This window comes from Pseudoxanthomonas sacheonensis (assembly GCF_010093305.1).
GTDB classification, from domain to species: domain Bacteria; phylum Pseudomonadota; class Gammaproteobacteria; order Xanthomonadales; family Xanthomonadaceae; genus Pseudoxanthomonas_A; species Pseudoxanthomonas_A sacheonensis.
The window spans coordinates 214,088-237,182 of the sequence record NZ_PDWS01000002.1; the positions used below are offsets into that span (position 1 = coordinate 214,088).

The 23,095-nt window shown below is 64.1% G+C and carries 11 protein-coding genes; 8 read left to right on the forward strand and 3 right to left on the reverse strand.

Annotated features, from left to right (window positions below):
• Window positions 1–31: 31 nt before the first annotated feature.
• Window positions 32–5,014 carry an NAD-glutamate dehydrogenase gene (locus CSC73_RS02960; RefSeq protein ID WP_425502265.1) on the reverse strand — a complete coding sequence of 1,661 codons (4,983 nt, stop codon included), beginning with the start codon at window positions 5,012–5,014 and terminating at the stop codon, window positions 32–34.
• Between the two features lie 355 nt (window positions 5,015–5,369).
• On the opposite strand from CSC73_RS02960, the gene CSC73_RS02965 reads away from it, so the two are divergent.
• The 6 genes from CSC73_RS02965 to CSC73_RS02990 all read left to right on the forward strand — a co-directional run bounded on the left by CSC73_RS02965 (window position 5,370) and on the right by CSC73_RS02990 (window position 17,161).
• On the forward strand, window positions 5,370–6,035 hold the full coding sequence (locus CSC73_RS02965) for a TetR/AcrR family transcriptional regulator (RefSeq protein WP_163838927.1): 666 nt from the start codon (window positions 5,370–5,372) through the stop codon (window positions 6,033–6,035).
• A 14-nt stretch (window positions 6,036–6,049) separates the two neighbouring features.
• Window positions 6,050–7,255: an efflux RND transporter periplasmic adaptor subunit gene (locus CSC73_RS02970; RefSeq protein WP_163838928.1), complete on the forward strand. Its 1,206-nt coding sequence runs from the start codon at window positions 6,050–6,052 to the stop codon at window positions 7,253–7,255.
• 15 nt (window positions 7,256–7,270) lie between these two features.
• Complete coding sequence (locus CSC73_RS02975; protein WP_163838929.1) at window positions 7,271–10,435, forward strand: multidrug efflux RND transporter permease subunit; 3,165 nt, start codon at window positions 7,271–7,273, stop codon at window positions 10,433–10,435.
• A 522-nt stretch (window positions 10,436–10,957) separates the two neighbouring features.
• Window positions 10,958–12,154: an efflux RND transporter periplasmic adaptor subunit gene (locus CSC73_RS02980; RefSeq protein ID WP_163838930.1), complete on the forward strand. Its 1,197-nt coding sequence runs from the start codon at window positions 10,958–10,960 to the stop codon at window positions 12,152–12,154.
• A gap of 10 nt (window positions 12,155–12,164) precedes the next feature.
• Window positions 12,165–15,341 carry an efflux RND transporter permease subunit gene (locus tag CSC73_RS02985; protein WP_163838931.1) on the forward strand — a complete coding sequence of 1,059 codons (3,177 nt, stop codon included), beginning with the start codon at window positions 12,165–12,167 and terminating at the stop codon, window positions 15,339–15,341.
• Window positions 15,342–15,484: 143 nt separating this feature from the next.
• Entirely contained in the window at window positions 15,485–17,161 is a 1,677-nt protein-coding gene (locus CSC73_RS02990) for a M28 family peptidase (RefSeq protein WP_163838932.1), read from the forward strand.
• Window positions 17,162–17,427: 266 nt separating this feature from the next.
• On the opposite strand, the gene CSC73_RS02995 is transcribed toward CSC73_RS02990, so the two are convergent.
• Both CSC73_RS02995 and CSC73_RS03000 read right to left on the reverse strand, forming a co-directional pair.
• Window positions 17,428–19,305 carry a DUF885 domain-containing protein gene (locus tag CSC73_RS02995; protein ID WP_163838933.1) on the reverse strand — a complete coding sequence of 626 codons (1,878 nt, stop codon included), beginning with the start codon at window positions 19,303–19,305 and terminating at the stop codon, window positions 17,428–17,430.
• Window positions 19,306–19,693: 388 nt separating this feature from the next.
• Window positions 19,694–20,875, reverse strand: a complete 1,182-nt coding sequence (locus CSC73_RS03000) for an acyl-CoA dehydrogenase family protein (RefSeq protein WP_425502266.1) — start codon at window positions 20,873–20,875, stop codon at window positions 19,694–19,696.
• Between the two features lie 90 nt (window positions 20,876–20,965).
• On the opposite strand from CSC73_RS03000, the gene CSC73_RS03005 reads away from it, so the two are divergent.
• Together CSC73_RS03005 and CSC73_RS03010 are read left to right on the forward strand one after the other, a co-directional pair.
• On the forward strand, window positions 20,966–21,895 hold the full coding sequence (locus CSC73_RS03005) for an ArsR/SmtB family transcription factor (RefSeq protein WP_163838935.1): 930 nt from the start codon (window positions 20,966–20,968) through the stop codon (window positions 21,893–21,895).
• A complete protein-coding gene (locus CSC73_RS03010; RefSeq protein WP_163838936.1) occupies window positions 21,892–22,971 on the forward strand; it encodes a homocysteine S-methyltransferase family protein in 1,080 nt (359 codons plus the stop codon). Before CSC73_RS03005 ends, CSC73_RS03010 begins: the two co-directional genes overlap by 4 nt.
• Window positions 22,972–23,095 lie beyond the last annotated feature (124 nt).

The following is a 23,095-nucleotide window of genomic DNA, read 5'->3' on the forward strand; positions in this document are numbered from 1 at the left end:
GTCGCGGGCAGGGCCCGCTCCTACAAGGGGCTCAGTGCTTGGTGGACAGTTGCGATAGACGCTGGACCGCGACGGAGGCCGTCGGATAGTCGAGCGTCTTCTGCGCCGCCAGTTCGTTGAGCATCGCCAGGGTGAAGCGCAAGAGAGCGTCGTCGCGTCCGATCCAGTTCTGGACCTTGGCATCGGCATTGGCGCCCGGCATCGACAGCACCTGGTCGGTAAGCAGGCGCTGCTGCAGGGCGAGTTCGTCGCGCAATACGCCGCGCGCCACCGCGTGCCAGCGGCCGTCGACCTGCAATGCGTCTATCTGGTCGAACAGCCAGGGCAGGTGCAGCGCTTCGCCCAGGCGGTAGTGGACCTTGGACACTTCCGCGGGCTTGAGCTTGCGCGCACGCGCCAGTTCGATGATGTCGCTGGACGGCTCAAGGTACGGCAACGCCGCCAGCTGGCCGGCGAGCGCGGGCGGCAAGCCCTTCTCCTTCCAGTCCTGCAGGCTGGCCTCGTAGGCAGGACGCAGGGAAGCGGGCAACACGCCGTCGGCCGCACGGATCTCGTTGTAACCGTCGTGGTAGCGCGCCACCGCCGTGGCGATATCGGGAATGGCGCCCGGGCGGCTCAGCAACCAGCGCGTGAACGAACGCTGCAGCGACCAGATCACCTGCAGGGCGTCGATCTGCACGGGTTCGGGCACCTTGCCGTCCAACGCATCGATCTGGGTCCACAGGGCGCGGGCGTCCAGGGTTTCGCGGGTGATGGTGAACGCCTTGGCCACTTCGGCCGGACTACGCCCGGTGTCTTCCTGCATGCGCAGCAGGAAGGTCGCGCCCATGCGGTTGATGGTGGAATTGGTCACTGCGGTGGCGATGATTTCGCGCTTGAGGCGGTGCTTCTCCATTTCGTTGGCGTATTTCCTCTGCAACGGCTCGGGGAAGTAGCGCTGCAGTTCCTTGGACAGGTAAGCGTCCTCGGGAATGTCAGAATCCAGCAACTGTTGGTAAACCACCAGCTTGGAATAGGACAGCAGCACCGCCAGTTCCGGACGGGTCAGCCCCTGTCCACGCACCTTGCGCTCCGCCAGCTCCGCATCGGAGGGCAGGAACTCGATCTGCCGGTCCAGCAGGCCCTGCGATTCCAGGGTCTGGATGAAGTGCTGCTTGGAGCCCAGGCGCGAGACGCTCATCCGCTCCATCAGGCTGATGGCCTGGTTCTGGCGGTAGTTGTCGAACAGCACCAGATCGGCCACCTCGTCCGTCATCGACGCAAGCAGTTTGTTGCGCGCCTCGAAGGTCAGCTTCTTGGACTGCACCACGCCGTTGAGCAGGATCTTGATGTTGACCTCGTGGTCGGAGGTATCCACGCCGGCGGAGTTGTCGATGAAGTCGGTATTGAGCAGCACGCCGTGCTGTGCGGCCTCGATGCGGCCGAGCTGGGTCAGGCCCAGGTTGCCGCCCTCGCCAACCACCTTGCAGCGCAGGTCGCTGCCGTTGACGCGCAATGCATTGTTGGCGCGGTCGCCGACGTCGGTGTGCTGTTCGCTGCTGGCCTTGACGTAGACGCCGATGCCGCCGTTCCACAGCAGGTCCACCGGCGACTTCAGGATCGCGCTCATCAGTTCGTTCGGCGACAGCGACTTCACGTCTTCGGCCAGGTCCAGCGAAGCGCGGACTTCGGGGCTGATGGCGATAGCCTTCAGCGTGCGCGGATAGACGCCGCCGCCCTTGGAGATCAGGTTGACGTCGTAATCGGCCCAGCTTGAACGCGGCATCTGGAACATGCGCTGGCGCTCCTTGAACGAACGCGCCGCATTGGGATTCGGATCCAGGAAAATATGGCGATGGTCGAACGCCGCGACCAGGCGGATATGTTCGGACAGCAGCATGCCGTTGCCGAACACATCGCCCGACATGTCGCCGATGCCGGCGCAGGTGAAATCCTCGGTCTGCGAATTGCGGCCCATGGCGCGGAAGTGGCGCATGACCGATTCCCAGGCGCCCTTGGCGGTGATGCCCATGCCCTTGTGGTCGTAGCCGACCGAGCCGCCGGACGCGAACGCGTCGCCCATCCAGAAACCATGCGCGATGGCCAGGCCGTTGGCGATGTCGGAGAAGGTCGCCGTGCCCTTGTCCGCGGCGACGACCAGGTACGGATCGTCGTTGTCGTGGCGGACCACGTCCGGCGGCGGCACGATCTTGTTGCCGACTATGTTGTCGGTGATGTCCAGCAAGCTCTGGATGAACATCTTGTAGCAGGCGATACCCTCGGCCAGCACCGCGTCACGATCGCCGCCGACCGGCGACTGCTTGACGAAGAAGCCGCCCTTGGCGCCGACCGGCACGATCACCGTGTTCTTCACCATCTGCGCCTTGACCAGGCCCAGCACCTCGGTACGGAAATCCTCGCGCCGGTCGGACCAGCGCAGACCGCCGCGCGCCACCGGACCGAAACGCAGGTGCACACCTTCCACGCGCGGGCCGTACACGAAGATTTCGCGGTACGGGCGCGGCTTGGGCAGGTCCGGCACCTTCGCCGAATCCAGCTTGAAGCTGATCGTATGCGCGGGCAGGCCGTCGGCGCTCTTCTGGTAATAGTTGGTGCGCAGAGTGGCCTCGATCACGCCCATGAAGCTGCGCAGGATGCGGTCTTCGTCCAGGCTGGAGACGCGGTCCATCAGCTTGAGCAGGGTCTTGTGGGTGGCTTCGACCTGGTGCTCGCGGCCTCCGCCGCGCATTTCGATCACGTACTGCAGCGACTTGAGCGTGGCTTCGTCGCCGGCCGCCAGGGCGCGCAACTGCTGCGCGAAACGTTCCTGGCCCTGCTTGATCTCGGCCTTGCTTTCCTTGCCCGTGCAGGGATCGAAGCGCGCCTCGAAAAGCTCCACCAGCAGCCTGGCCAACAGCGGATAGCGGTTCAGCGTCTCCTCTACGTAACTCTGCGAGAACGGCACGCCGGTCTGCATCAGGTATTTGCAATAACCGCGCAACAGCGCGACCTGGCGCCATTCCATGCTGGCGCCCAGCACCAGGCGATTGAACCCGTCGTTCTCGGCGTCGCCGCGCCAGATGCGCGCGAACGCTTCCTCGAAAGCCGCGTTGCGGGCTTCCACATCGATCTCGCCGAAGGTGGACTCGACTTCGAATTCCTGGATGTAGACCGGACTGTTGTCCACTTCCAGCCGGTACGGATGTTCGGAGATCACGCGCAGGCCCATGTTCTCCATCAACGGCAGGGCGTCGGAGAGCGGCAGGTCGCTGTTGCGGCGATAAAGGTTGAGCCGCAGCCTGCCCTCGCCCTCACGCTGGCGGCGCGATAGATGCAGGCTCAGGCGCAGGTCGTCAGGGCCGTTGAGCGCAGCGAGTTGCTCCACATCGTTGGCGGCGATATCGGGAGATACGGTTTCGATATAGCCAGCGGGCAAGGCGCGTGCATAGCTGCCCGAGAGTTTCAGGCCATCGGATTCGCCATGGCGCGCGATCAGGATTTCGCGCAGATCGTCCTGCCAGTTGCGCAGCAGGTGCGCCAGACGCGCTTCGAGTTCGGCGGTGTCGACATCGACCTGCTCGCCCGCGCGCGGGCGCACCACCAGATGCAGCTGCGCCAGCGGCGATTCGCCCAGCTGCACGTTGGTGTCCACGTATTCGCCGTGCAGCGCTTCCTTCAACAAAGCCTCGATGCGCAAGCGCACGTCGGTATTGAAACGTTCGCGCGGAATGTAGACCAGCGCCGAGAAGAACCGGCCGTAACGGTCGCGGCGCAGGAACAGCTTGCTGCGCACGCGTTCCTGCAAGCCCAGGATGCCCAGGCTGGTGCGGCTGAGTTCGTCTTCGTTGGACTGGAACAGTTCCTCGCGCGGCAGCGTTTCCAGGATATGGCGCAAGGCTTTACCGCTGTGGCTGCTGGGCGACAGGCCGGATTGGCGCATGACGTGTTCGTGGCGCTCGCGCACCAGCGGGATTTCCCAAGGGCGGCGGTTGTAGGCGCTGGAGGTGTACAGGCCGATGAAGCGCTGCTCGGCCACCGGATTGCCCTTGGCGTCGAATTCCAGCACGCCGATATAGTCCATGTTGCCGGGGCGGTGCACGCTGGAGCGGGCGTTGGTCTTGGTCAGGATCAGCGTATCCACCGAACCCGATTGCGGCATGTAATGGGCGGCCAGCGACTTCACGTTGCGCGCGGTCGATTGGCCCTTGCCGCGCAGCAGGCCCAGGCCGCCCCCGGTCGCCTCCAGAATCCGTTCGCCGTCCTTGCGTTCGATGCGGTATTCGCGATAGCCGAAGAAGGTGAAGTGGTCGTCGGCGGCCCAGCGCAGGAATTCCTGCGCCTCGCGACGGCCGGCGTCGTTGACCGGCATGCGGCGCGTGGCCAGTTCTTCGGCCAGCGCCAGCATTTTGTCGCGCATCGCGCTCCAGTCCTGCACGATGGAGCGCACTTCGCCCAGCACCTTGCGCACGCGGGCTTCGATCACCGGCATCTGTTCGGCGGGCTGACGGTCGATCTCCAGCAGCATCAGCGATTCGGAATTACCCTCGCCCACCGCGGTCAGCTTGCCGGCCTTGTCGCGGGTGAAGCGCAGCAACGGATGCCCAAGCACGTGCACGCCGATACCGGCCTCGGCCATGGCCATGCTTACCGAATCGACCAGGAACGGCATATCGTCGTTGACGATCTGCAGCACCGTGTGCGGCGACTCCCAACCGTTGGCTTTCACAGTGGCGTTGAACACGCGCACGTTGGCGGCGCCCGGCTTGCGCACGCGCGCGAAATCCAGCATGTCGCAGGCCAGCGCAGCCCAGGCTTCGGGCGTGTGGTGCGGGTATTCGTCGTCTTCCATCCGCTTGTAGAACGACTCGGCGAAGGCCTTGGCTTCGGCCTGACGCGCGGCGGGCAAACGCTTGCGGATGGCAGTGAAGATGGGTTCGAGCGAGAAGCCCGGAGCGGGCTTGGCTGGCGCCGCTTTCGCTGCAGTGGCCTTGGTCGCTTTGGTGGTCTTGGCCGCGGTGGCCTGGGTGCCGCTGATCGCGGATTCTGGCTTGGAAGCGGACTTCGCGTTCTTTTTGGGTGCGGTTTTTTTCGGTTTGCGAACAGCGTTCATGCAGGCCGTGACTCTGTGTTTGTAGGCAGTCGTTCATTGTAGCCTCGCGGGCGATGACAGCCTTGTTGCGCGGCCGCAAATATCGGGGTGGCTTCATCGAGGAATCAGCGGTCTGCTGGTAGGCCGATGGCGGTCGATTCGGAACATGCGTACCCCTTCGCTTTTCGAACAAGCCCCGGCCCTGGGATCGATGAATTGCCCATGCGGGTATCGAAACGAACCCTGCTTGGGCTCCAAAGGGCTGGTCAAATTCTGAACTGGACGGTATAGTCCAATTCTTATGCCCCCCTCCCCCAAGCCTTCTCCTGCCTTGCGGCGCCGCCAACGCGTGCACGACGCCGTGCGGGAGTTGATGGCCGAACAGGGCTTCCGGATCAGCATGGACGCGGTGGCCGCCCGCGCCGGCTGCTCCAAGCAGACCCTGTATTCGTACTTCGGCAGCAAGCAGGAGCTGATGCGCAGCGTCATGCAGGAACACCTGGACATGGCCACCGCCCGCCTGGACAACCAACACGGCGATCTACGCACGGCCCTGCTAGCTTTCGCGATGGAACACCTGCAGCGCCTGTCGGAGCCGCACGTGATCGTCACCTGCCAACTCTTGAGCGCGGAGGCTGCCCTGTTCCCCGAAGAGGCCCGGACCCTGTACCGCGACAGTTGCGACACCCTGCAGCAGCGCCTGGCCGAATGGCTGGAGCAGGCCATGCGCCGCGGACAGCTCAGGCATGACGATCCGCACTGCGCCTCGGAACTTTTGCTGGGCATGATCGTCGGCCTGGATTTCGAGCGCCAACGCTTCGCCGTGCCGCATCGCGACACCGATGCCGCGCGTGGGCACTGGACCGAATTCGCTGTCGATGCCTTCCTGCGCGCGTTCGCACCGGATGCGCGCGCCCTGTCTGCAGCTTCTCCTGTCGCTTTTCTTTCTCCCGTACCCAAGTCTTGACCCGGAGTTCCCCCATGACCCCCACTCTTCGCCCCATCGCCTTGAGCGCCGCATTGCTTCTGGCCCTGGCCGCCTGCAAGAAGCAGGAGCAGCCCGCACCGCCGCCGCCGGAAGTCGGGGTGGTCGCCGCAGCGCCGCAGACGGTGCCGCTGCAGCGCGATCTGGTCGGCCGCCTGGCCCCGTACCGCAGCTCCGATGTGCGCGCCCGCGTACCCGGCGTGCTGACCAAGCGCGTGTACCAGGAAGGCAGCGATGTGAAGGAAGGACAGGTGCTGTTCCTGATCGACCCCGCTCCGCTGCAGGCTTCCCTGAGCGCAAGCCAGGCGCAGCTGGCGTCGGCGCAGGCCAGCTATACCAACGCGCATATCGCCGCCGAGCGCGCGCGTCAGCTGATTGGCCAGAAGTTCATTTCCAAGTCCGACCTGGACAACGCCGAAGCGGCCGAGCGCAGCGCCGCGGCGGCGGTGCAGTCGGCCAAGGCCGGGGTGACCAGTTCGCGCATCAGCCTGGACTACGCCAGCGTGCGCGCGCCCATTTCCGGACGCGCGGGCAAACAGCAGGTCACCGAAGGCGCGCTGGTCGGACAGGGCGACGTGACCCTGCTGACCACCATCGACCAGATCGACCCGCTGTATGTCAATTTCTCGATGAGCGTTTCCGAGCTCGAAGCGCTGCGCAAGGCGCAGGGCGCCGGCAGCGTGGCGCTGCAGGGCAACGGCAAGGCGCAGGTGCAGGTGACGCTGGGAGACGGCAGCGTGTACGGCGAAACCGGCACGCTGGATTTCTCGGACGTGGTGGCGGATCCGCAGACCGGCGCGGTGTCGCTGCGGGCGCAGCTGCCCAATCCCGACAAGGCACTGCTGCCCGGCAGCTTCGTCACTCTCAAAGCGACGCTGGGCGAGCAGAACAACGTGTTCCTGGTACCGCAAGCGGCGGTGCAGCGCGACACCATCGGCGCCTACGTGATGGTCGTCGGCAAGGACGGCAAGGTAGTGCGCAAGAACGTCGAGACTTCCGGTACCCGCGACGGCAAATGGCTGGTGACCTCCGGTCTGGCCGCAGGCGACCAGGTCATCGCCGCAGGCTTGCAGAAGGTCAAGGAAGGCGTATCCGCCAAGACGACGCCGTGGAATCCGAACGCAGCCCCGGCCGGCGCTCCGAACGCCGCCAAACCCGATGCGCAGCCGAAGGGCGAAAAGCCCGCCGCGCAGCAGAACTGACCGAGGCGCCAGACCATGTCCAAGTTTTTCATCGACCATCCCGTCTTCGCTTGGGTGGTGGCGATCCTGATCACGCTTTCGGGCGTGATCTCGATCCTGGGGCTCGGCGTCGAGTCCTACCCCTCCATCGCCCCACCGCAGGTCACCGTCAACGCGACCTACCCCGGCGCCAGCGCCGACACCGCCGAAAAATCGGTCACCCAGGTGATCGAGCAGCAGCTGACCGGCATCGATCACCTGCTGTATTTCAGTTCCTCGTCCAGTTCCAACGGTCGGGTCAGCATCACCCTCACCTTCGAAACCGGCACCGACGCCGACATCGCCCAGGTGCAGGTGCAGAACAAGGTCGCCCTGGCCACGCCGCGCCTGCCCAGCGAAGTCACCCAGCAGGGCGTGGTGGTGGCCAAGGCCAACGCCGGCTTCCTGATGGTGGTGGGCCTGCGCTCGACCAACAGCGCCATCGACCGCAACCGTCTCAACGACATCATCGGCTCGCGCGTGCTGGAACAGATTTCGCGCATCCCCGGCGTCGGCAGCACCCAGCAGTTCGGTTCCGAATACGCCATGAACATCTGGCTCAACCCCGACCGCCTGCAGGGCTACGGTATGTCGGCCAGCCAGGTGCTGACGGCGATCCGCGGCCAGAACGTGCAGTTCGCCGCCGGCTCGGTCGGCGCTTCGCCGCAGCCGCAGGGCCAGGGCTTCACCGCCACGGTCTCGGCCGAGGGCCGCTTCAGTTCGCCCGAGCAGTTCGAGAACGTGGTGCTGCGCGCCAACAGCGACGGCACCACGGTGCGGCTGAAGGATGTGGCGCGGGTCGAGTTCGGGGCGCAGAGCTACGGCAACGACACCCGCTATAACGGCGCGCCCACCGGCGCCTTCGCCGTGCAGCTGCTGCCAGGCGCCAATGCGTTGAACGTGGCCGGCGCGGTGCGCAGCAAGATGGACGAACTGGCGCCCAGCTTCCCGCAGGGCGTGGAATGGTTTTCGCCCTACGACAGCACCACCTTCGTCAACATCTCGATCAAAGAGGTGATCAAGAGCCTGGTCGAGGCGATGGTGCTGGTGTTCCTGGTGATGCTGATCTTCCTGCAGAACTTCCGCGCCACGCTGATTCCGACCCTGGTGATTCCGGTGGCGTTGCTGGGGACGTTCCTGGGCATGAGCGTGATCGGCTTCACCATCAACCAGCTGACCCTGTTCGCCATGGTGCTGGCGATCGGCATCGTGGTGGACGATGCGATCGTGGTTATCGAAAACGTCGAGCGCATCATGTCGGAAGAAAAGCTTCCGCCGCGCGAAGCCACCCGCAAGGCCATGGGACAGATCACCGGCGCGGTGATCGCAATCACGGTGGTGCTGGCCGCGGTGTTCATTCCCAGCGCCCTGCAGGGCGGTGCGGCGGGCGAAATCTACAAGCAGTTCGCGCTCACCATCGCCATCGCCATGGCGTTCTCGGCGTTCCTGGCGCTGGGTTTCACCCCGGCGCTGTGCGCGACCATGCTGAAGTCCGAGCACCACGACGGGAACAAGAAACCCAACTTCGTCTTCCGCATCTTCAACAAGTACTACGACAAGGTGCAGCACACCTACGTCGGCCACATCACCAGCGCCGTCAAGCACGCGCCGCGCTGGATGATCCTGTTCGCGGTGCTGGCGGTGCTGACCGGCTTTCTGTTCACCCGCATTCCGGGCAGCTTTTTGCCGGAAGAGGACCAGGGCTATGCCCTGGCCATCGTGCAACTGCCGCCGGGCGCGACCCTGGAGCGCACCAACAAGGTGTTCGAACAGATGCGCGGCAAGTTGGACGGCATGGAGGGGATCGAGGGCATGCTGCAGATCGCCGGCTTCAGCTTCGTCGGCTCCGGCGAGAACGTCGGCATGGCCTTCATACGGCTCAAGCCATGGGACGAGCGCGACGTGGTCGCTTCCGATTTCATCGGCCAGGCCAACGGTGCGTTCTCAAGCATCAAGGAAGCGCAGATCTTCGTGGTCAACCTGCCGACCGTGCAGGGCCTGGGCCAGTTCGGCGGTTTCGACATGTGGCTGCAGGACCGTGCCGGCCTGGGCCATGAAGCATTGAACCAGGCCCGCAATACCCTGCTCGGTGCCGCCGGTCAGAACCCGGTGCTCACCGGCGTGCGCCCGAACGGCCTGGAGAACGCTCCCCAACTGCAACTGCACGTGGACCGCGTTCAGGCGCAGTCGATGGGCATGTCGGTCAACGACATCTATAGCGCGATCCAGCTGATGCTGGCGCCGGTATACGTGAACGACTTCTTCTACGAAGGCCGCATCAAGCGCGTCAACCTGCAGGCCGATGCGCCGTACCGGCAAGGCCCCGAAGCGCTGTCGCGCTTCTACACCCCCAGCACGCTGGCCACCGGCAGCGGCGGCACCACCACCATGATTCCCCTGAGCAATGTGGTCAGCAGCGAATGGGTGACCAATCCGCCCTCGCTGACCCGCTACAACGGCTATGCGGCGGTCAACATCGTGGGTTCGCAGGCGCCAGGCCGCAGTTCCGGCGAGGCGATGAGCGCGATGGAGGAAATCGTGCGGGACAAGCTGCCGGCAGGCTACGGCTACGACTGGGCCGGCATGTCCTACCAGGAGATCATCGCGGGCAACTCGGCGACGTTGCTGCTGGTGCTTTCGCTGGTGGTGGTGTTCCTGTGCCTGGCCGCTCTGTACGAGAGCTGGTCTATCCCGCTGGCGGTGATGCTGGTGGTGCCGATAGGCATCCTGGGCGCGCTGTCGTTCTCGATGCTGCGCGGTTTGCCGAACGATCTGTACTTCAAGATCGGCATGACCACGGTGATCGGTCTGGCGGCCAAGAACGCCATCCTGATCATCGAATTCGCGGTCGAACAGCGGCGCGAGGGCAAGACCCTGCGCGAAGCCGTGGTCGAAGCGTGCCGCTTGCGTTTCCGCCCCATCCTTATGACCTCCTTCGCCTTCATCATGGGCGTGATCCCGCTGGCGGTCTCCACCGGCGCCGGCGCCAACTCGCGACATGCCATCGGCACCGGCGTGATCGGCGGCATGATGTTCGCCACCTTCATCGGCCTGCTGCTGATCCCGGTGTTCTTCGTGGTGGTGCGGCGCATGCTGGGCGACAAGCTGGATGAGCCCTCGGGCGAATACCTGGAACGCCAGAAGCTGCCGCCGCCGCGCTGATCCGAAAAAACGCGGACCCTTGAGAACCCCGGCATGCTGCCGGGGTTCTTAATTTTCAGCGAGGCGGCCCGTTAGCCGTAACGACAGTTACAATACGGTCGATCACCCGGCAAGCCGCCAATCGATGCAAAGGATCGCCAGTGCCATGGAAGCGCGTGCGGAAATGTCGAAACGGCATGCTTCGATTCGTCGTTTGAAGAAGGCCAGCGGCCTCCATCCCTCTTTCGAGCGCGGAGCAGTCGCCAGTCCGGTCCGTCAGCGCCGTGCGCTTCTGTCGCAATCCATGCGACTGCGTACGACCATGATGGTTGCGATGCATCGGTTCGGTCAGGGGACTTTTCTTGTACTCATGCGTTCGGTATCTTTCACCTTCAGCGCTTTCCCCCAGCCAAGCTTTCATTCGTCGTTCCCGCTCTTCGAGCGCCGGGCCCCGACGAAATGACACCAGCACCCGGGTTCCATCCCGCTAGATTCCCGCACGGTCGCCGTCACCCTGCCCGCCCTTTGCCCTGAGGTTTCACCATGGTCCAGAAAGAAAAGAAGCAGAAGAAGCCCGCCTCCATGCCCAAACGTCTGTTCTGGATGCTGCTGCTGGCGCTGGTGGTGTTCGGCGGAGTATTCGGCATCAAGGCAATGATGGCCAAGCAGACCAACGCCTTCTTCGACAGCATGCCGCAGCCGGCGTCGGCGGTGACCGACTTCGCAGCCAAGAAGGAACAATGGGCCGATGCCGAGGAATCGGTAGGCACCTTCGTCGCCATCAACGGCACGGACGTGACCACCGAAGCCGGCGGCATCGTACGCGAACTGTCGATCAAGCCGGGCCAGCCGGTGAAGGCCGGCACCGTACTCGTGCAGTTGAACACCACCAATGAAGTAGCCGTGCTGCGCTCGCTGGAGGCAGCGGCCAAGCTGGCCGTGGTCCAGCGCGATCGCTGGCGTGCACTGGGCAAGGACAAGCTGGTTTCGCAGGCCGAAGTGGAAGAGCGCGCGACCACCGCCGCCACCACCCTGGCGCAAGCCGAAGCACAACGCGCACTGATCGCGCAGAAGACCATCCGTGCGCCGTTCAGCGGCGTGCTGGGCCTGCGCAAGGTGAATCTGGGGCAGTACGTCAATCCGGGCGACCCCATCGTCAGCATCCAGTCCTTGGATCCGATCTTCCTGGACTTCTCTCTGCCCGAGCAGCGCATGGGCCAGGTACTGGAAGGCACGCTCATCCGCGCCACCGTCGACGCCCTGCCCGGCCAGGCTTTCGAAGGCAAGGTCACCGCGATCGAACCGCTGGTCGACACCAACACCCGCAACTTCAAGGTCCAAGCGACCTTGCCCAACCCCGAAAACAATCTGCGCCCGGGCACTTTCGCCCATGTCAACTTTGACACCGGCGGGCTGCGCGAGGTGGTGGTCATCCCGCAAACCGCGGTCAGCTTCAATCCATACGGCAACGCGGTCTACGTGATCAGCCAGGTGCCGCGCGGCAAGGACGAGAAGGATATGCAGGGCAAGCCCCTGACCGGCAACAAGCTGATCGTGAAGCAGCGCTTCATCAAGACCGGCGCCACCCGCGGCGATCTGATCGCGGTGACCTCCGGCCTGAAGCCCGGCGAGCGGGTCGCGACCAGCGGCCTGTTGAAACTGCGCAACGACGCAGAGGTGACTGTGAACAACAAAGTGCAGCCGACCGCCAACGCCGCCCCCACGCCCGAAAACCGCTGAGGATCGCCGGATGAAATTCACCGATATCTTCATCAAGAAACCGGTGCTGGCGATGGTCGTCAGCTTGTTCATCTTGTTGTTCGGGATGCGCGCGTTCACCGAACTCAACGTGCGCCAGTATCCAGAACTGCGCAACGCCGTGATCAACATCAGCACCACTTATTATGGCGCCGATGCGGATCTGATCCAGGGCTTCATCACCACGCCGCTGGAGCGCGAGATCGCCAGCGCCGAAGGCATCGAGTACATGAGCTCGACCAGTTCGGCCGGCATCAGCACCATCCAGGCGTACATCCGCCTGGATCAGGACCCCAATGAAGCGCTGACCCAGATCGCCGCCAAGGTCAACAAGATGCGCGGCCAGCTGCCGCCCGAATCTGAAGACCCGGTAATCGACCTGCAGCAAGGCCAGCAGATCGCGGCCATGTACGTCTCCTTCGCCAGCGACACCCTGGACAATAATCAGATCACCGACTACCTGACCCGCGTCATCCAGCCCAAGCTGGTGACCATCCCCGGCGTGCAGCGCGCCGACATCCTGGGCGCAGGCACCTTCGCCATGCGCGTGTGGCTGAAGCCGGACCGGATGACGGCATTGAAGGTCACCGCCAGCGACGTGGCCAACGCCCTGCAGAACAACAACGTGCTTTCGGCGGTGGGTTCGACCAAGGGCGAGATGGTCGCCATCGACATGACCGCGCGCACCGACCTGCGCAACGCCGATGAGTTCCGCAAACTGGTGGTGCGCGAGCAGGACGGCGCCATCGTGCGCCTGGGCGATGTGGCCGACGTGATGTTGGGTTCGGAGAACTACGGCACCTCGGTGCGCATCAACGGCGAAGCGGCCACATTCATGGGTATCTTCGTCGCCCCGGACGCCAACTCGCTGGACGTGATCAAGGACGTGCGCAAGTTGTGGGACGGCGAAATCGTGCCGCAGCTGCCGCAGGGCATCAAGGCCACCATTCCCTACGACAGCACCGAGTCCATCCAGGACGCCATCGACGAGGTGGTGAGCACCATAGTCGAGGCGGTGATCATCGTGATCGTGGTGATCTTCCTGTTCCTGGGATCGATGCGCAGCGTGCTGATCCCGGCGGTGACGGTGCCGCTGTCGCTGATCGGCGGCCTGTTCCTGATGCTGCTGATGGGCTTCACCATCAACCTGCTGACTCTGCTGGCCATGGTACTGGCGATCGGCATCGTGGTGGATGACGCGATCATCGTGCTGGAGAACATCCACCGCCATATCGAGGAAGGCATGTCGCCGTTCGACGCTGCGATCCGCGGCGCGCGCGAGCTGGCCTGGCCAGTGGTGGCCATGACCACCACGCTGGTCGCGGTGTACCTGCCGATCGGCTTCCAGGGCGGTCTGACCGGCGTGCTGTTCACCGAGTTCGCCTTCACTCTGGCGGGCGCGGTGCTGTTGTCCGGCGTGATCGCGCTGACCTTGACCCCGATGATGTGCGCCAAGATCCTCAAGCCGCACGCCGAAGGCAGCAAGGGCAAGCTGGAAGCCTGGCTGGACGCCCGCTTCGATTGGCTTCGCCATGGCTACCAGGGCAAGTTGCACGGAGCGCTGGAAACCAAGGGCGTGATCGCCATCTTCGGCATCATCACCCTGGTCTCGTGCGCGTTCCTGTACATGGGCGCGGCCAAGGAGCCGGCGCCACTGGAGGACGAAGGCTTCATCTTCTCCATCGCCAATGCCGATCCCACCGCCACCCTGGACTACGTGGAACGCTACACCGAGGAAGTCACCGAGATCGCCAAGGGCGTGCCCGAGGTGCAGGACTACTTCCTGTTCAACGGGGGCTTCGGCGGCAGCGGCGGCGGCGCTAGTCCGATGGCGATGGCAGGCTTCGTGCTCAAGCCCTGGGGCGAGCGCGACAAGTCGACCAACGCGGTGTTGCAGCAGGAGCTGCAGCCGAAGATGAGCCAGGTTACGGGACTCAACGTGTTCGCTTTGGTTCCCCCTTCCCTGCCCAGTGCGGGTGGCGATGGCGGCGGCGAGTTCATCATCGGCGGGGTCGGCGACCTCAGCCAACTCAGCGAACTGGCCGACGGCATCCTGGCCAAGGCGATGGAGAGCAAGCGCTTCATCTTCCTGGACAAGGATCTGAAGATCGACAAGCCGCGCATCGAAGTGCAGATCGACCGCGACAAAGCCGCTAGTCTGGGGATCGACATGCGCACCCTGGCTGCGGACATGTCGGCCATGCTGGCGGGCGGTTACATCAACCGTTTCGCGATGCAGAACCGTTCTTATCTGGTGATCCCGCAGGTGCAGCGCAGCGACCGTCTCAACGCCAGCGCATTGGGCAACTACTATACCCGCACCCGCGACGGCGAGTTGATTCCCCTGTCCACCGTGGTAACGCTGAAGGAAAGCGCACAGCCCCAATCGCTCAAGCGTTTCCAGCAGCTCAACTCGGTGTCGATCACCTTCGCTCCGCGTCCCGGCGTCAGCAAGGGCCAGGCGCTGGAAATCCTGGACCAGGCGGCCAAGGAAATCCTGCCGCAGGGCTACAGCGTGGACTACGCAGGCGAATCGCGGCAGTTCAAGGAAGAAGGATCGACCATGCTGCTGACCCTTGCGTTGGCGCTGGTGGTGATCTTCCTGGTGCTGTCGGCCCAGTTCGAGAGCTTCCGCGATGCGCTGATCATGTTGTTGACGGTGCCCATGGCGATCTGCGGCGCATTGTTGGCGTTGAACGTGCTGGGCCTGCTGTCGGGCATCCTGCAGTTCATGGGCATCGAAGCCTTCCCCGGCATGAGCATCAACATCTACACTCAGGTGGGCCTGGTGACCCTGGTGGGCGTGATCTCCAAGCACGGCATCCTGATCGTGGAGTTCGCCAATAAGCTGCAGCTCGATCAGGGTCTGAGCAAGCGCGAAGCGATCGAGGAAGCCACTGCGATCCGTCTGCGTCCGGTGCTGATGACCACCGCCGCATTGGTGTTCGCGATGATCCCGCTGCTGATCGCCAGCGGTCCGGGCGCTGCTTCGCGCTTCTCCATGGGCGTGGTGATCGCCTCGGGCATGACCATCGGCACCGCGTTCACCCTGTTCGTGCTGCCGGCGTTCTATCTGTATCTCGCCCAGGACCACAGCAAGGCGCACGCGCAGGCCAAGGACGACGACGCGTTACCGTCGCTGCCCACGGTAACGCCAACGCCGCACTGATGCTTGGCCTCCGGCGGTGGTCCACGACCATCGCCGGAGCTTCCGTCCGGGTGTTGTCCCTGTTTGGCGTTGTGCGTTCCGGCACTCGGTGGGCCTGCAACCAGCATGCTAGGGTTCCGGCTCCTTCGATGGAGCCGTTGCCCATGCCCCGCAATATCCCCTTGATCCTTGCGCTTGCCTGCCTGGCCGCGTGCAAACCCGAGCCGGCACCGGCACCGGAAACCGCAACGCAGGCTCCTTCCGCAAGCGCCTCCTCCGATGAAGCCAGGCGCATCGAAGCCGACGTGCGCTATCTGGCGGACGACAAGCTGGAAGGACGCGACACCGGTACACCGGGCTACGACCTGGCAGCCGAGTATGTGGCCCGACGCTATGCCGACATGGGCCTGAAACCGGCGGGCGACGACGGAACCTTCTTCCAGCGCGTGCCGCTCCTGAAAGCGCTTCGCCAGGAACAAGGGGCCGCCTTCACCATCGAGCGCGACGGCGGCAAGGTGTCGTTGAAATTCCGTGACGAATTCCTGCCGGGCCTCAACTACAACGCGCCTTCGCATTCGCTGACCGCAGCGGCGGTATTCGTCGGCCAGGCCGTGTACGCGCCTGACCTGGGACAGGACGATTTCGCCGGAGTCGATGTGCGCGGCAAGATCGCGGTGCTGTTCCCGGGCGCGCCCGCACGCTTCGACAACGACCGCCGCGCCTTCTATTCGTCCGGCACCCAGAAGCTGCGCACGCTTTCGGAGAGAGGCGCGGCCGGCGTGGTGTTCGTGGGCACTCCGCAATACGAGGAGCGCGGGCCCTGGGCGAGTTCGGCCGCCAAATGGAGCATGCCCGGCATGCGCCTGCGCGCCGAAGACGGCACCGGCATCGATACGTTTCCGCAGCTGAAGGCGAGCGCCTCGGTCAGCGCGGCCATGGCCAAGGCGATCTTTGCCGGCAGCGGGCACGAAGCGGACGCCTTGTTCAAGGCCGCCGCGGACGGACAGCTGAAAGCGTTCGATCTGCCGGGCACGCTGACCCTGGCGGGAAGAACCCGCATAGAGCCGGCCGAGTCGCGCAATGTCGTGGCCAGGTTGAACGGCAGCGATGCCGCGTTGGGCCGCGAGTTCATCGCCTACACCGCCCATCTCGACCATATCGGCGTGGGCGCGGCAGTGAACGGCGACCGTATCTACAACGGAGCCATGGACAACGCACTGGGCGTCTCGGTGATGCTGGAAGCGGCGAAACAGTTGACCGATGCCGCGGACAGACCCAAGCGCTCGTTGCTGTTCATCGCCCTGACCGGCGAGGAGAAGGGATTATTGGGTGCGGAATGGTTCGCCTCGCACCCCACCGTACCCAAGACCGACCTGGTGGCCAACATCAATATGGACATGCCGGTGCTGCTGGTGCCGGCCAAGGATGTAGTGCCGATCGGCTTGGAGCATTCGACGCTGAAAACCGCGCTGGATACGGCAGCCAGGGAAATCGGCGTGGGGCTGTCGGCCGATCCGTTTCCGGAAGAGGTGGTGTTCGTGCGCAGCGACCAGTACGCCTTCGTGCGTGCGGGCATTCCGGCGGTCTATCTGGACGGCGGCATAGAGCCTGCTGCAACTGGCGGTGCGAGTCCAAAGGAAGCCTTGGACAAGTTCCTGCGTACTTGCTACCACCAGCCCTGCGACGACGCCTCACAGCCGATCCAGTACGAAGACGCGGCTAGGCTGGCCAAACTCAATGCAAGGATCGGCGTGCTGATTGGCGATGCGGCCGAGCGACCACGCTGGAATCAAGGGGATTTCTTCGGGGATAGATTCACCCCAAATGCCAGCGGGCACTGAGAAAGTAAAGAGTCCCTCTCCCGCTTGCGGGAGAGGGTGCCGAAGGCGGGTGAGGGAAACGCCGGAGCCGATTTACTCTTATAGCCAGCGCGTACCGAGTGTGGAACTCCAAGCTTCTTGGGTGCCGTCTATCCGCACAACCAAACAGCTGCGGCAGCCTCCCTCATCCGGCCTGTCGGCCACCCCGTATCGAGTACGGGGCAGGCTCTTCTCCCGCAAGCGGGAGAAGGACGCACCCCAGGAAATCTCGACGAGTAGTCAGCAAACTACTTCGCAGCAGCAGCCGCATCCTTCTCACTGGCGATCCACTGATCCACCCGCTTCTCCAGCAAAGTAAGCGGCAACGCGCCACCACCAAGCACCGTATCGTGGAAACCCTTGATGTCGAACTTGTCGCCCAGTTCGGTCTCCGCTTTCTTGCGCAGTTCCTGGATGCGGATCATGCCGATCTTGTAGGCCGTGGCCTGCCCCGGCATGATCAGATAGCGCCGCACTTCGGAGCGGATAGCCGCCAGCGGCACGGCGCTGTTGTCGTCGAAATACTTGACCGCTTGCTCCTCGGTCCAGCCCTTCGCATGCAGGCCGGTATCCACCACCAGACGGATCGCCCGCCACATCTCCGAGCTCAGACGGCCGAACTCAGAATACGGATCCTGATAGGTGTTGGGCATCTCCTTGGCCAGCCATTCCGAATACAGGCCCCAGCCTTCCTGATACGCGGTGAAACCGGCCTGCGTACGGAACTTGGGCACGCCGGTGAGTTCCTGGGCGATGGAGATCTGCATGTGATGGCCCGGCAGGCCTTCGTGGTAGGCGATGACTTCCAGTTCCGGTTTCGGCATCGCGCTCATGTCGGACAGGTGCGCGTAGTACACGCCCGGGCGCGAACCGTCCGGCGTGCCGGGGAAGTAATGCTGGGCCGCGCCATCCTGTTCGCGGAAGGCCTCCACGCGCTTGACCACCAGGTCCGCCTTCGGCAACAGACCGAAGTAGTTCGGCAGTTCCTTCTTGATATTGGCGATGACGCGGCTGGCTTCGTCGATGTACGCCTGGCGTCCGGCGTCGGTGTTGGGGAAATTAAATTGCGGATCGCTGTCGATGAAGGCGAAGAAAGCGTCCAGGTCGCCCTTGAAGCCGACCTTGTCCTTCAGCGCGGTCATTTCGCCCTTGATGCGCTCCACTTCCTTCAGGCCCAGCGCATGGATCTCCTCGGCCGTCATCCCGGTGGTGGTCATCAGGCGCAAGCGGTACTCGTAGTAGGCCTTGCCGTTGGGATGCGTGCTGCCCACGCCGGTGGCATTGACCGCGGCGTTCGGCAGGTCTTCCTCGCACCAGGCGATCACGCGGTCGTAGGCGGGTTTGAACTGCTCGAGCAGCGCCTTGCGCGCCTCTTCTTTCAACGCGGCCGCGCGCGCAGCGTCGATCTTGCCGCTCTTGACCAGCGCGTCCGCCTTGGCCTGCGCGTCCGCCCAGATCGCCGAATCCTTGCCTGCCGAGAACGGCGCGCCGGCGATCACTTTGCGCGACTGGTCGATGACGCCCTCATAGGCGAATTTGGGCGGGCGGATGCCCTGCCCGGCCGACTTGCGGGCGCGTTCCAACAACTGGTCGAATGCGCGCGCGGTGGCCTTCAGACGGGAGACGTAGGCGGTGTAGTCGGATTCTTCGTCCACCTTGTGGAAACTAATCAACACGGTGGGCAGGAAACTCTGCGCGCCGTTCATCTGATCGAAGCTGTAGCCGTCGTCCAGGAAAGGCAGGCCGGCTTTGGCATCCTCGTACTGCAGTTTCCAGAGATCGTAGGAAAACTTGCCTTCGTCGCTTAGCTTGCCGTAGTCGAAGGTTTTTTCCATCTCCTCGACACTGGCCTTCTGCCAGGCCAGCTGGTCGATCTGGCCCTTCTCCGACAGATCGTCCAATTGGTCGTACAGATCCTTGCGCCCCTGGAAAGTCAACTGCAACGGGCTGAAACGCAGTTGTTCTTCGTACTTCTTCTCGAACCACTGGTTGAGGCGTTCGGTTTCGGCTGCGATGTCGGCTTGGGAGGCGGCGACAGCGGGTTTCGCGGCGGTATCGGACGAAGGAGCGCGGTCACAAGCGGCCAGGGCCAACGCCATGGCACAGACGATCAGGGTTCTACGCATCGGGTTCTCCAGTAGAGGCACGGTGGTCAAGGGCATAAGGCATGTCCAACCGCCGAACTCTAACGGATCGGAGCGATCCCGTCCGCTGCGCGCATTCCACAACCGTATCGAGGGCAGGCTCCGCTCTTGCTTTGCTTGCTTTGCTTGCTTTGCTTGCTTTGCTTGCTTTGCTTGCTTTGCTTGCTTTGCTTGCTTTGCCCCCTTTGGAAAAGGGGGCTACGGGGGATTTGCTTTTGATCTTGATCTTGATCTTGCTCTGCGCGAAGAGCAAATCCCCCTCGGTCCCCCTTTTTCAAAGGGGGAGGCCATCACGACTTGTGCAGGGAGGACTGCAATCGACCGCTTCGATCTTTCTCCAACATACAAGCGATCCGCAGACCCTCGAATCTCAGCGCAAACCCGTCTCGTTGCGGGCGATCACAAGCCGCTGGATCTCGCTGGTGCCCTCGTAGATCTCGGTGATCTTGGCATCGCGGAAATAACGCTCCAGCGGCATTTCCTTCGAATAGCCCATGCCGCCGTGGATCTGCACCGCCTGATGGGTGATCCACATGGCCGCTTCGGAAGCGGTGAGCTTGGCGATGGCCGCCTCGTTGCTGAAGCGCTGGTCCTGGCCCTTCACCCATGCCGCGCGCAGGGTCAGCAACAAGGCCGCGTCCAGCTTGCACTTCATGTCGGCGATCTTGGCCTGGGTCATCTGGAAAGTGCCGATGGCCGCACCGAAGGCTTTGCGCTCCTTCACGTATTCCAGCGTCGCCTCGTACGCCGCCCGGGCGATGCCGATGGCCTGCGAGGCGATGCCGATACGGCCGGCGTCCAGCACGCCCATGGCGATCTTGAAGCCCTCGCCTTCGGCGCCCAGCACATCCTCGGCGGCGACCACGTAATCCTGGAACTCGATCTCGCAGGTGGCCGAAGCACGGATGCCCAGCTTCGGTTCGGTCTTGCCGCGGTGGAAACCGGGATTGGCGGTGTCCACCAGGAACGCGGTGATGCCGCGCGCGCCCTTGTCCGGTTCGCTCATGGCGAACAGCACGATGTACTTGGCTACCGGTCCGGAAGTGATCCAGCTCTTCTTGCCGTTGACCACGTAGCTGCCGTCGGCCTGCTTCACCGCGCGGCAACGCATGGCGGTGGCGTCGGAACCGGATTGCGGCTCGGTCAGCGCGAATGCGCCGATCTCGCGGCCTTCGGCGATCGCACGCACGTACTTCTGCTTCTGCGCTTCCGTGCCGCTCTTCAGGATGCCGTTGCAGAACAGCGAGTTGTTGACCGACATGATGGTGGAATGGGCCGCGTCGCCAGCGGCGATCTCGACCATGGCCAGCACGTAGGCGATGGGGTCCATGCCGGCGCCGCCGTATTCCTCGGGCACCTCGATGCCCATCAGGCCGTTCTCGCCCAGCAGGCGGATGTTCTCCAGCGGGAACTCGCCCGCCCGGTCGAAGTGCTCGGCGCTGGGCGCGATCTTCTCCTGCGCGATGCGTCGCGCCACGTCCTGAAGCATCAACTGTTCTTCGGTGAATCCGAAATCCACGGCAAACCCCTTCCTGTAAGCATGTCCGCCTATTGTACCGGGCCACCCTACGCGGGCGTACGCGGCTTGACCCGGCGCCCGCCACGGCGGACAATATCTTTATATCGCGATAGGAAGATATGTATGGATCTGGAAGCCTGGTCGACCCGGCTCAAGGTATTCGCCGATGCCACCCGCGTGCGCCTGCTGGTGCTGTTGGCCTCCGAAGAGCTGACTGTGGCCGAGCTTTCGGCCATCACCCAGCTGGCCCAACCCCGGGTTTCCACCCATCTGGCGAAATTGAAGGAAGCCGGCCTGGTGCGCGACCGCCGCGCCGGAGTGTCGGCGTATTACCGCTTCGACGAAGACAATCTGGACAGCGCCCAGCGCGAACTGTGGCGCAGCCTGCGCCAGGGCAGCGACGATCCGCTGCTACGTCAGGACGCCGAGCGGGTACCGTCGGTGCTGGCCTCGCGCGCGGCCGAACAGAACTGGGCCGACAGCGTGGCCGGCGACATGGAGCGGCACTATTCCCCCGGCCGCACCTGGGAGGCGCTGGCCCGCACCGCGCTGCCCCTGCTGGAAACCGGCGACGTGCTGGATATCGCTTCCGGCGACGGCGTCCTGGCGGAATTGCTGTCGCCGCACGCCAAGCGTTACGTCTGCATCGACACCAGCGCCCGCGTGGTGGCGGCCGCGGGCGAGCGCCTGCGCCGTTTCCCCAATGTGGAAGTGCGCGAAGGCGACATGCATGCCCTGCCCTTCAAGGACAACGGTTTCGACCTTGTGGTGCTGATGCACGCCCTCACCTATTCGTCCAAGCCCGCGCAGGCGGTGGCCGAAGCGGCCCGCGTGCTGCGCCGTGGCGGGCGCCTGCTGCTCAGCAGCCTGGCCAAGCACGAGCACCAGGCCGCGGTGCAGGCCTATGGCCACCTCAACCTGGGTTTCACCGACAAGGAACTGCGCAGGTTCGCCGAAAAGGCCGGGCTGCAGGTCTCCAACCTGGGCACGGTGACCCGCGAACGCCGCCCGCCGCATTTCGAAGTGATCTCGCTGATAGGAGTCAAACCATGAAGACCCTGCCCTGGTTGAATCCGGCGCGCGCGCAAGCGCTGCAGAACGCCTTGTCCGAACGCATCCTGATCATCGATGGCGCGATGGGCACCATGATCCAGCGCCACCGCCTGGAGGAAGCCGACTACCGCGGCGAGCGTTTCGTCGACGGTTTCGACAGCGCGCATGTCCACGACGGCCAATGCGGCCACGACCTGAAGGGCAACAACGACCTGCTGCTGCTGAGCAAGCCGGAAATCATCGCCGGCGTGCACACCGAGTATCTGGAAGCCGGCGCGGATCTGGTGGAGACCAACACCTTCAACGCCACCTCCATCAGCCAGGCCGACTACCACCTGGAGCACCTGGTCTACGAACTGAACAAGGAAGGCGCACGGGTCGCCCGCGCCTGCTGCGATGCCGTGGAAGCCAGGACGCCGGACAAACCCCGCTTCGTGATCGGCGTGCTCGGCCCCACCAGCCGCACCGCTTCCATCAGTCCCGACGTCAACGACCCCGGCTACCGCAACACCAACTTCGACGAACTGCGTACTACCTACCGCGAGGCGATCGAAGGTCTGATCGACGGCGGCGCCGATACGATCATGGTGGAAACCATTTTCGACACGCTCAACGCCAAGGCCGCGCTGTACGCGATTGAAGAGGTATTCGAGGCGCGCGGTGGCCGTCTGCCGGTGATGATTTCCGGCACCATCACCGACGCGTCGGGACGCACGCTTTCCGGCCAGACCGCCGAGGCGTTCTACGCCTCCGTTGCGCACGGCAAGCCGTTGTCGGTGGGCCTGAACTGCGCACTGGGCGCCAAGGACCTGCGCGAACACGTGGAAACGCTCGCCCGCGTGGCCGACGGATACGTCAGCGCGCATCCCAACGCCGGCCTGCCCAATGCGTTCGGCGAGTACGACGAGACGCCCGAAGAGATGGCTGCGACCCTGAAGGAATTCGCCGAATCCGGCCTGCTCAATCTGGTCGGCGGCTGCTGCGGCACTACTCCGGCGCATATCAAGGCTATCGCCGAAGCCGTCAGGGGCATCGCACCGCGCCGGCTGCCTGCGTTGCTTGCGCATGCTGCCTGACTTGCCTGCGATGCGTAGGTCGGGGCTATGTCCCCGACGTTCGTGTGTCCGGGCAAGAGCCGTCGGGGGCATAGCCCCGACCTACGCATTGGCTCACATCGAGCCGCACCGATCCGTATTCGAA